Here is a 10,169-nt window from a genome sequence, read left to right as displayed (position 1 = left end):
ACCGCGTTCGCCGTGAACGCGAGCAGCACACCCCAGCACACGGACACCGCCGACCGGCACACCAGGCCGACGATCGTCCTGGAACACGGCGCGTTCGCCGACGCCTCCAGCTGGAACGGCGTGATCACACGACTGCGCGCCGACGGCTACCCCGTCGTCGCCGCCGCCAACCCCCTGCGCAGCCCCAGCGGCGACGCCACCGCCCTGCGCAGCCTCCTCGACCACATCAAGGGCCCCAAGATCCTCGTCGGCCACTCCTACGGCGGCTCCGTCATCAGCCAGGCCGCCACCGGCGACCACGACATCAAGGCCCTCGTCTACGTCGCCGCCTTCCTCCCCGCCCCCGGCGAGACCGCCCTCGGCCTCACCAACAAGTACCCCGGCTCCACCCTCCCCGACGCCCTCGACCCCGTCCCCTACAAGAACGCCGACGGCACCACCGGCACCGACCTCTACATCCAGCAGGACAAGTTCCGCCACCAGTTCGCCGCCGACGTCCCCCGCGACCAGGCCGCCCTCGCCGCCGCCGGCCAACGCCCCATCGCCCAGGCCGCCCTGGAGGAGAAGGCGAAGACCGCCGCCTGGAAGACCATCCCCAGCTGGGACATCATCACCACCCAGGACCTCAACATCCCCGCCGCCGCCCAGCGCTACATGGCCCACCGCGCACACGCCCACACCACCGAGATCGCCGCCTCCCACTCCGTCGCCGTCTCCCACCCCGGCCTCGTCGCCAACGTCATCGAGAAGGCGGCCCGCGCCACCACCCGCTGACCCGTCCCGGCACCCGGAACCCCTGGCTGAACCCAGCCCCACCGAAAGAGAGAACAGCACCATGGACATGAAGCTCGAAGTCGTCGTCCTGCCCGTGTCGGACGTGGACCGCGCCAAGCAGTTCTACACCGAGCGGCTGGGCTTCCGGCTCGACGCGGACTTCCCCGTCCAGGACGGCTACCGGGTCGTCCAGGTGACCCCGCCGGGCTCCGGCTGCTCGGTCATCCTCGGTGACGGCGTCAGCCAGGCGCGGCCGGGCACCCTGCACGGCCTGCACCTCATCGTCACCGACATCGAGCAGGCCCGTAAGGAACTGGCCGGGAACGGTGTCGAGGTCAGCGAGCCGTTCCAGGACGTCACCGGCATCTTCCACCACCCCGGCGACGCCGACCGGGTGCCCGGACTGCACCCGGAGCGGGCCAGCTACGGTTCGTTCGCCTCGTTCGAGGACCCGGACGGCAACCAGTGGTTCCTCCAGGAGGTCACCGAGCGCGCCCCCGGCCGCTGACCCCCGCACCCGCCCCGGGGGCGGCCGTCCGACGGCCGCCCCCGGGGCGCCCGGCCGTGCCCGCACGGCCCGCACCCGCACACCCCCGGCACACACCCACCGGAGTACCAGTGACGACCGAGAACACCCGCACCTATGACGTCGTCGTGATCGGCGCAGGACCGGTCGGCGAGAACGTCGCCGACCGCACCGTGGCCGCAGGACTGAGCACCGTCATCGTGGAGAGCGAACTCATCGGCGGCGAATGCTCGTACTGGGCCTGCGAGCCCAGCAAGGCCCTGCTGCGCCCTGCCCTGCTGCGCGCCGACGCGGCGAAGGTCCCCGGCCTGAACCCGGCCGTCGCGGGCCCGCTGGACACCGCGGCCGTCCTCGCGCACCGCGACCGCATGTCCGCCGACTGGAACGACGACGGCCAGGTCGACTGGCTCAAGGGCGCCGGAATCGACCTGGTCCGCGGCCACGGCCGGCTGGACGGCCCCCGGCAGGTGACCGTGCACACCCCCGACGGGGAGGTGCTGCACCTGCGCGCCGTACACGCCGTCGCCGTCTGCACCGGCACCCGCGCCGCCTTCCCGCCGCTGCCCGGCCTGGACACCCTGCGGCCGTGGAGCAGCCGCGAGGCCACCGCCTCCCAGCGGGTGCCCGGACGGCTCGCCATCCTCGGTGCCGGGGTCGTCGCCGTCGAGATGGCCACCGCCTACCAGGCCCTCGGCTCCCAGGTCACCCTGATCGCGCGCGAGCCGGGCCTGCTGACCCGCATGGAGCCGTTCGCCGGTGAACTGGTCGCCGACAGCCTGCGCGCGGCGGGCGCCGAACTGCGCCTGAACACCACCATCAGCACCGCGACCCGGGAGGGCGGCCCGGACGGCGAGGTGCACCTCACCCTCTCCGACGGCAGCCGGCTCGTCGCCGACGAACTGCTGCTGGCCACCGGCCGCGCCCCGCGCACCGACGACCTCGGCCTGGACACGGTCGGTCTGACCCCCGGCGGCTGGATCGCCACCGACGACTCGTTCACCGCCACCGGCGTGTCCGGCGACTGGCTCTACGCCGTGGGCGACGTCAACCGCCGCGCGCTCCTCACCCACCAGGGCAAGTACCAGGCCCGGATCGCCGGTGCCGTCATCGCGGCGCGGGCGCAGGGCGAGCCCCTCGACACCGCGCGCTGGGGCCGCCACACCGCCACCGCCGACCTGGAAGCCGTACCGCAGGTGGTGTTCACCGAGCCGGAGATCGCCGCGGTGGGCCTGACCACCGAGGAGGCGGAGCGCACCGGCCGGCGCGTCGACGTCGTCGACTACGAGATCGGCCTGCTCGCCGGTGCGTTGCAGCACCGCCCGGACTACCGCGGCACGGCCCGGGTCCTCATCGACCCCGACCGCCGTACGGTCGTCGGCGCCACCTTCGCCGGACCGGGCGTCGGTGAACTCCTGCACTCCGCCACGGTCGCCATCACCAGCGAGGTCACCGTCGACCGGCTGTGGCACGCGGTCCCGCCGTTCCCGACGATCAGCGAGGTGTGGCTGCGCCTGCTCGAAACGTATCGGGGCTGACACCTCCGTCCGCTGTCACACCTCGTGTGTAGGGTCGGCGTGGCCGGCCGACACCGGCCATACACACGTGTGACAGGGAGTGGGAGCAGCATGAGCGGACTGCGATACGGCGAGCGGGTCGACCTGGCTCTGGCGGCCGGTGACCCGGAAGCCGTGCTGGACGTGGCCGTGGCCGCGTGCGAGGCGTGCCGGGGCTTTCCCGGGATGGTCTGGGACGAGGTCGTCGAACAGCTCGCCGGGCAGCCGGCCGGGACACGGACACGGCTGGTGGCGGTCATACCCGCGCGGCTCGCCCCGGCGCCGGGCGGACTGCGGGACGCGCTGCTGTATCTCTCCCTGAGGCTGTCACACGGTCTGCCCGGCGAGACGCTGGCCGCCGAGCGGCGCGAGGCGCTCGGCCGCGTGGCGGACTGCTGGCAGGTGTTCGGGCCGGCAGCCGCCTTCGCCGAGGCCGAGCTCGACGCCGGACGGCCGCTGCCGCCCGCCGTCGCGGCCGCACTGCGGCGCGACGCGGAGGGCAGGTTCTCATCTCGGAAGGCACTGGCCGCCCGGGTGACCGAGCCCGTGCTGAACGTCGGCGAGCAGTGGGCCGAGACCGCCATGGCCGACATCCTCGCGCTCCGGCCGGTCTGGCGGGACCTGCTCGCCCATGCCACCACCGCCAGGGCGCTCCGCCCGACCGCGACCTGGGAGCGGACCGGCCGCGCACTCCTGGACGGCATCGGCCCCGGGGTCTTCAGGGCCCGCACCCTGGGCTGGCTCGCCCTGGCCGGCCGGCCGCGCACCCTCACCCTGCGCCAGGACTTCCGCGACGCCCCCGTCAACGAACTGCTCGACCCGTTCAACGCCAACGCCCTGCGCGGACTCACCTGGCTGCTCGCCTGCACCGGACCGGACGGGGAGACGGCCACCGCGCTGGGAGCCCTGGTCGACACCGCCCTGCGCCGTGTCCCTCACCACGGGCCGCGCCACCCGAGGGTCGCGAGCAGCGCCGTGTACGCGCTCGACCGCATCGGCGGACCGGACGCCCGCGCGGAGCTGCGGCGTCTGGTGGAAAGCATCGCCCACAGGACCACACTGCGGCAGATCGAAGCCGCCCTGGCGCGCCAGGAGTCACAGCCGCAGTGAGGCCGCCACCGGCAGATGGTCGCTGCCGGTGGCGGGCAGCGACCATGCCGAGCGCGGCGCCACACCGCGGACCAGGATCTGGTCGATACGGGCCACCGGGAACGCGGCCGGCCAGCTGAACCCGAACCCGGCGCCCGCCTCGGCCTGCGCGGACCGCAGCCCGGCGGTGACGGGGGCCAGCGCCCGGTCGTCGGTGGTGCCGTTGAAGTCGCCCGCCACGACCAGTCGCGGCAGCTTCTCGGCGCGCAGCGCGTCGGCCAGCCGCAGCGCGGCCGCGTCACGGGCGCCGGCTCCGAAGCCCGAGGCCGTGGTGAACCGTACGGACATCAGATGGGCGACGAAGAAGGCGACCGGGCCCTTGGGCGTGTGGACCGTGGCCTTCAGCGCGCGCGGCCAGGGTGCGATGTCCACCGGACCGCCGTCGTCCACCGGGTACCGGCTCCACAGGCCGACCGTGCCGCGCACCACCGAGTACCGGTAGCGGCTCGCGAGGATCTTGCGGTATGTGTCCGTCGCGTCTCCCAGTTCCTCCAGGGCCAGCACGTCGGCACCGCGGGCGGCCAATGCCCGCGCGGTGCCCGCGGGATCCCGGTTGTTCTCGTCGACGTTGTGGGTCACGACGGTCAGGTCCCCGCCGCCGGCCTGCTTGTCGAGGAGTGTCCCGCCGAACATCGCGCACCACACGGCGGCGGCGACCGCCGCCGCCACCGCGGCGGTCGCCGACCGGCGCAGCAGCGCGCACAGCAGCAGCACGGGCACGACTAGCGCGGTCCACGGGAGGAAGGTCTCGACGAGGCTGCCGAGGTGCCCGGGCCCGTCCGGCACGAGCCCGTGGCCTGCCATCAGCAGGACGGTCGGCAGGGCGGCGGCCGAGGCGATCCGCCCGCGCCGCCAGACACCGGGGACCGCCCGCCGCCCGCGCGGACTCTGCTGTCCCCCGGGAGTGCCCGGGGCCCCCGAAGTGCCCCGTGTCTCGGGGGAGTCAGGGCTGCGCACGGGAGTCGTCACCGCGTCACCGCTTCCCGGGCACGTTCGCCGCGACCCACTCGCGTACGCCCGCGACCAGCGTACCGCTGGCACTGATGGCGGTCTCCAGGCTCTGCTGCGGACTGCTGCCCTCGCCGGTCCGCTGGTGCAGTACGACGCCCAGCACCAGCCGCTCGTGACCGTCCCGGTCGGGCGCGGTCGCCGCCCACATCAGGTTGCCGCCCGCGGGGGTGCTCGACCCGGTCTTCAGGCCGATCACGGCGTGCTCGCCGAGCAGCGTGTTGGTGTTCTTGATCTCCCCTGGGACGCCGGGCACGCTCGTGGAGCGCATGGCCACCACCGAGCGGATCGCCGCCTGCCGCATCGCCGCGCGGGCCAGCTTCAACTGGTCCTCGGACGTACTGGTGTTGGTCGGTCCGATGCCGCTGGCGTCGGTGTACGTGGTGTCGCGCATGCCCAGGTCGCGGGCGGCCTCGTTCATCTTGGCGACGAACGCCTCCTCCGTACCCGCGTCCCAACGGGCCAGCAGCCGCGCGATGTTGTTCCCTGAGGGGATCAGCATCAGTTCCAGCAGCCTGCGTTCGTCCAGCCGGCGCCCTTCGTCGACCCGCGTGGTCGACTCGCTCCCGGACACCGACTCGTCGGCGGCCTGCTCGTCCACGGTGATCCCCGGACCGGTTCCGTGCTCGTCCAGCGGATGGCCACGCAGCACGACGTAGGCCGTCATCACCTTGGTGACACTGGCGATCGGCACCGGTTTCTGCGCGCCGCGCGTTCCCAGGTCGCCCACCGGGCCGACCCCCTCGACGGACACGCTCGTCTGCCCTTCCCCGGGCCAGGGCAGCGACGCCGTCGTGGACGCCCTGTCGGCGGGACCGGCCGATCCGGCGTCCTGGATCCCGTCACCGCCGCGGGTGACGACGGCGAGCACCACGAGCGCGGCCAGTGCCGTCGCTCCCGCGGCGCAGGCGGCACCGAAGCGTCGCCGGCCGGTGGCGGGCGGCGGTCCCACCGGTCGCAGATCGGGCTCGCCGGGAACGGTGACCGGGCACATGGGAACGCACCTCCAAGGGGCAGCGCGCGACGTTCACGCACGTCAACCACCTTGCGGGGCCGGTTTTTCCGGCAGAGCGAGATACCGTCTCCGCCGCCGCTCGTCCTTGTATCCGCTCTGTATCGACCGGCACGGGCGAGGGCGGCGGCCTGACCCGGCGGGCCGGGTCAGGCCCCGGCCGGGGGCAGCCGCAGCGTGGCCACCGCCCCGCCGCCGGGCGCGTTCGCGAACTCCAGCGAGGCGCCGAGAACCCGCGCCTGCCCCAGCGCGATGGTCAGCCCGAGCCCGTGTCCCCGGCCGCGTTCGGCGGCGCCGGTGCGGAACCGCTGCGGCCCGTGCGCCAGCAGGTCCCGGGGGAAGCCGTCACCGTGGTCGCGGACCGTGACCGTGGTCCCCGTGACCTCGATCTCGACCGGGGCCCGGCCGTGCCGGTGCGCGTTGACGACCAGGTTGGCGACGATCCGGTCCAGGCGCCGCGGATCCGTCTCGACCGGCGCCACCGCGCCGACCGTGCACCGCGCCGCGAGCCCGGTCCGGGCCAGCGAGTCCGCGACCACCTCGGCGAGCGGCACCGGCCGGGACTCGGCCCGCTCGGCACCCGCGTCCAGCCGGGAGATCTCCAGCAGCTCCTCGACCAGCGTCCGCAGCACCCCCACCCGGTCGCGCACCAGGTCGGTCGCCTCGCCCTCGGGCAGCAGCCCGCTCGCGGTGACCAGGCCCATCAGCGGCGTCCGCAGCTCATGGGCGACATCGGCGGTGAACCGCTGCTCGGTCTCCAGCCGGTCGCGCAGACTGTCCGCCATCGCGTCCACGGTGGCGGCGATCTCGGTGACCTCGTCGCCGCGCCCGCCGCCCCCGGCGGCGGTGCGCGCGTCCAGGTCACCGGCCGAGATCCGGCGCGCGGTCCGCGCCACCCGGCGCAGCCTGCGGTTGGGCAGCTCGGCGGCGAGCGCCGACAGCGGGACGACCACGGCCAGCGCGAGCGCCGAGTACTTCCACATGTGCCGGTCCAGCGCGTTGCGGGAGAGCAGGTCGAGGGTCATGTCGACGTTCACCGCGTACGGCTGCCCGTGGTAGAGCTGCGCCGCCCACATCCTGGGCCTGACCGGGGTGGGGTCGTACCAGATCGCCACCGGGTCGTCGGACCGCCCGTCGCGCAGCAGGCTCACCAGCTCGTCGGGCACGGCACCGTCCCGCACCAGCTCCCCGTCGGCCGTCGCGCCGTCGCGTTCGTACCGCTCCAGGGCGAGGGACAGCGCGTTGCGCGCCTTGACCGCGCCCTCGTTCAGCGAGCGGTCCCGGGTGCTTGCGTGCACCAGCACCCCGATGGTCAGGGCGACCGCGCAGCAGGCCACGGCGACCAGCAGGGCGATTCGCCAGCGCAGCGAACGCCAGTTGAGCAGCGAGCGCAAGGTGTCCATGTCAGCGCCGCAGGAGCTTGTAGCCGAAACCGCGCACCGTCTCGATCCGGTCGGCGCCGATCTTCTTGCGCAGGCGCTGCACACACAGATCGACGACCCGGCTGTCCCCGTCCCAGCCGTAGTCCCACACATTGCGCAGCAGTGTCTGCCGGTCGAGCACCACACCGGGGTGTGCGGCGAACTCCAGCAGCAGGCGCAGCTCGGTCGGCGCCAGGGCGACCGGCTCGCCGCCGCGCCGCACCTCCAGGCCCGCGGTGTCGACGGTCAGGTCCCCGAAGAGCAGCCGGGCACCGTTTCCGGACCCGGCCGCGTCCGCCGGGTCCGGCGCCGCCCCGACGGGCGCGGCGAAGGCGGCACGCCGCAGCAGCGAGCGGATGCGCGCCACCAGGACGGCGGTGTCCACGGGTTTGACGACGTAGTCGTCCGCGCCCGCCTCCAGACCGGAGACGACGTCCAGCGCGTCCCCGCGCGCGGACATCATCAGGATCGGCACCGTACTGCTCTCCCGCACCCGGCGGCACAGCCCGATGCCGTCGAGGCCGGGCAGCATCACATCGAGCAGCAGCAGGTCGTGGCCGCCCTCCCGGAACAGTTCGAGACCGCTCAGGCCGTCCGCGGCCGCGTGGACCCGGTACCCGTAGCGCTCCAGGGCGAGGGTGACGGACCGCCGGATCACCTCGTCGTCCTCGACGAGCAGCAGGGTGACCGGGGTTTCGCCGCTCCCGGCGGCCGGTGCAACAGACATGTTCTTCCATCCGGACGTAGGTGCGGCCCGCACCCGGCGGGGGTGCGGGCCGTTCCATCATGCCGTTCCTCCGGCCCTCAGCGGACCGGGAGCCCGTCACGCGCAGTGACACCGGCACCGGTGCGACCCCGTACGGACCGTCCGCGCGCAGCAGTACGGACGCCACGGGCACCGGGAACCGGGAACCGGTCCTGCTCGCTGCCGCCCACCCGGTACGGTCCCGGCGCGCCGCCACCCCGATACACCACGGCCGGGGCCGGGGCCGGGCCGGGGCGGTGGACGGCGGGCGTCCGGTGGTGCGTCAGGCCGTGGGGCCCGCTGCGGTGCGTGACCTCAGCACGTCGAGCAGGGCGGTGCCGTCGGGGGAGCCGAGCCCGGTGTTCGGGTCCCAGCCGGGTGCCGCCGCGTAGGCGCCGTTGTCGCCGCTCACCACGTCCCGGAATCCGGCCGGGACCTTGCCGGGGACGAGGTCGCGGTAGAGGTGCGGCTGGAGCAGGCCGAGCGGCCGGCCCAGTGCCTGGGCGAGGCGGCAGACCAGGGCCGCCCACAGCGGGGCGGCCGGGCTGGTGCCGCCGACGACGACGGACCTGCCGTTGATCAGCACCTGGTAGCCGGTGCTGCCGTCCGCGTCGGCCGCGACGTCCGGGACCCCGCGGCCGGTACCGCCTGCCCCGAACCGGTCCGGCACCCCGGCGTGCTCCTGCCAGCCGGGCCGCGGGAACAGCGCGCTGACCCCGCCGCCGGTGGCGCGGGCCGCGCCCGCGTTCCAGGTCGTCTCGGCCCGGACGGCGCCGTCGGCCGGGTCGGCGACGAGCGTGGTGCCGCCCACCGCCAGCACATGCGGACTGGAGGCCGGGTAGTTCACGTGCGCGCCGCCGTCCCCCTCCCCGTTGCCGCTGCCCGCGTCGCCGGCCGCCGCGCACACGGTGATGCCCAGGGCGGCGGCCTCCTGGAACAGGTCCTCCACCGCCGTCACGAAGTCCGGCGGGTTGACCTGCTCCGAGGAGCCCCAGCTGAGGCTGATGACGGTGGGCGTCGGCGTGGCGTGCACGGCGGCCCGCAGGGTGTCGAGGATGCCGCTGCCGGTGTTGGGCGCGAAGTAGTGGACCAGGCGGGCCCCGGGCGCGAGGGCACCGGCGACCTGGATGTCGAGGGCCGCCTCGATGTCCGCGGGGGAGGGCGGTGCGTCGGCCGGGCCCGGGGAGTTCGCCGCGCCGCCGACCCCGACCGCGCGGATGTCCGGCGTGCGCAGCTCCAGCCCGGCGAAGTAGGCGTCCAGGTCGGTCCGGCGCCAGCCGCCGTCGACGGTGACCACGGCGAGCACCTGACCGGAGCCGTCGGTGCCTTCCGGGAAGCCGTAGAGGCTGCCCAGCTCGGGCGGGGTGTAGGCGAGCCGGGGCTGTCCGGGCGTGGAGCGGAACAGCGGGGTGGCGAGCGGCCGGGTGCCCGGACCGACGACCGCGCGGACCACCTCACCCAGTTCGGCCGGCGGCCGCGGGTGCGTCCGGCCGTCGTCGTGGCGGCCCGTCCCGGTGCCGAAGACCTCGTCCACGAGAGCCGGTTCACCCCGCACGACCACCCGGCGGGAGGCCGCGTCGGACTCGGTGACCCAAAGGCCCGCGCGCTCCAGCACCGAGCGGGCCAGCGCGATGTCCGCCGGGTCGGCGCCGTACGCGGCGGCCAGCTCGTCCCGGGACAGCGTCGCGGGCCCCGCCACGAGATGGTCCGGGAGCTGCCGGCGGCGACGGACCGTCAACACCAGTTCGACGGGACGGGACTGCGACGACGGGCTCATGCCGTCCTCCTCGGAATACGGTTGAACGACTCGTACGGAACAGGCCGCGGGCGACGACAGCTCCTCCACTCGTCACAACGGACCGGCCCCGTCGCAGGGTTCAGCCGAACACACGCCTTTCCGACACCGGTTCGAGACCACACACATCCCCAGCGGAACGCTTGTCGACATGTGACCCGGAAACACGCGCCCGGGGTGGACCAC

General features: G+C 74.5%; 9 protein-coding genes. 4 read left to right on the top strand and 5 right to left on the bottom strand.

Annotation, left to right across the window (positions count from 1 at the left end; translation table 11 throughout):
- The first annotated feature begins 12 nt into the window (after positions 1-12).
- The 4 genes from B086_RS0105875 (at position 13) to B086_RS0105860 (ending at position 3,963) form a co-directional block, all read left to right on the top strand.
- Positions 13-774: an alpha/beta hydrolase gene (locus tag B086_RS0105875; protein WP_063746756.1), complete on the top strand. Its 762-nt coding sequence runs from the start codon at positions 13-15 to the stop codon at positions 772-774.
- 61 nt (positions 775-835) lie between these two features.
- On the top strand, positions 836-1,282 hold the full coding sequence (locus tag B086_RS0105870; RefSeq protein WP_018565476.1) for a VOC family protein: 447 nt from the start codon (positions 836-838) through the stop codon (positions 1,280-1,282).
- A 110-nt stretch (positions 1,283-1,392) separates the two neighbouring features.
- The gene (locus tag B086_RS0105865) at positions 1,393-2,835 is read left to right on the top strand and encodes a dihydrolipoyl dehydrogenase family protein (RefSeq protein WP_018565475.1); all 1,443 of its coding nucleotides are present in this window, start codon (positions 1,393-1,395) and stop codon (positions 2,833-2,835) included.
- 90 nt (positions 2,836-2,925) lie between these two features.
- On the top strand, positions 2,926-3,963 hold the full coding sequence (locus B086_RS0105860) for a hypothetical protein (protein ID WP_018565474.1): 1,038 nt from the start codon (positions 2,926-2,928) through the stop codon (positions 3,961-3,963).
- Here B086_RS0105860 and B086_RS0105855 read toward each other — a convergent pair.
- From B086_RS0105855 to B086_RS0105835, 5 genes are all read right to left on the bottom strand, one after another.
- Entirely contained in the window at positions 3,949-4,806 is an 858-nt protein-coding gene (locus B086_RS0105855; protein ID WP_018565473.1) for an endonuclease/exonuclease/phosphatase family protein, read from the bottom strand. The two genes, B086_RS0105860 and B086_RS0105855, sit on opposite strands and share 15 nt — an antisense overlap.
- A gap of 169 nt (positions 4,807-4,975) precedes the next feature.
- Positions 4,976-6,004, bottom strand: coding sequence for a D-alanyl-D-alanine carboxypeptidase family protein (locus B086_RS0105850; RefSeq protein WP_018565472.1), 1,029 nt, complete (start codon positions 6,002-6,004; stop codon positions 4,976-4,978).
- A 167-nt stretch (positions 6,005-6,171) separates the two neighbouring features.
- Complete coding sequence (locus B086_RS0105845) at positions 6,172-7,425, bottom strand: sensor histidine kinase (protein WP_018565471.1); 1,254 nt, start codon at positions 7,423-7,425, stop codon at positions 6,172-6,174.
- A 1-nt stretch (position 7,426) separates the two neighbouring features.
- Positions 7,427-8,170, bottom strand: coding sequence for a two-component system response regulator CseB (gene cseB, locus B086_RS0105840; RefSeq protein WP_018565470.1), 744 nt, complete (start codon positions 8,168-8,170; stop codon positions 7,427-7,429).
- Positions 8,171-8,471: 301 nt separating this feature from the next.
- Positions 8,472-9,965 carry a S53 family peptidase gene (locus tag B086_RS0105835; RefSeq protein WP_018565469.1) on the bottom strand — a complete coding sequence of 498 codons (1,494 nt, stop codon included), beginning with the start codon at positions 9,963-9,965 and terminating at the stop codon, positions 8,472-8,474.
- Positions 9,966-10,169 lie beyond the last annotated feature (204 nt).

The organism is Streptomyces sp. PsTaAH-124 (assembly GCF_000373685.1).
Lineage (GTDB): Bacteria > Actinomycetota > Actinomycetes > Streptomycetales > Streptomycetaceae > Streptomyces > Streptomyces andamanensis.
The sequence above is the reverse complement of the archived record's forward strand: the minus strand, read 5'-3'. Positions and strand labels throughout refer to the sequence as shown.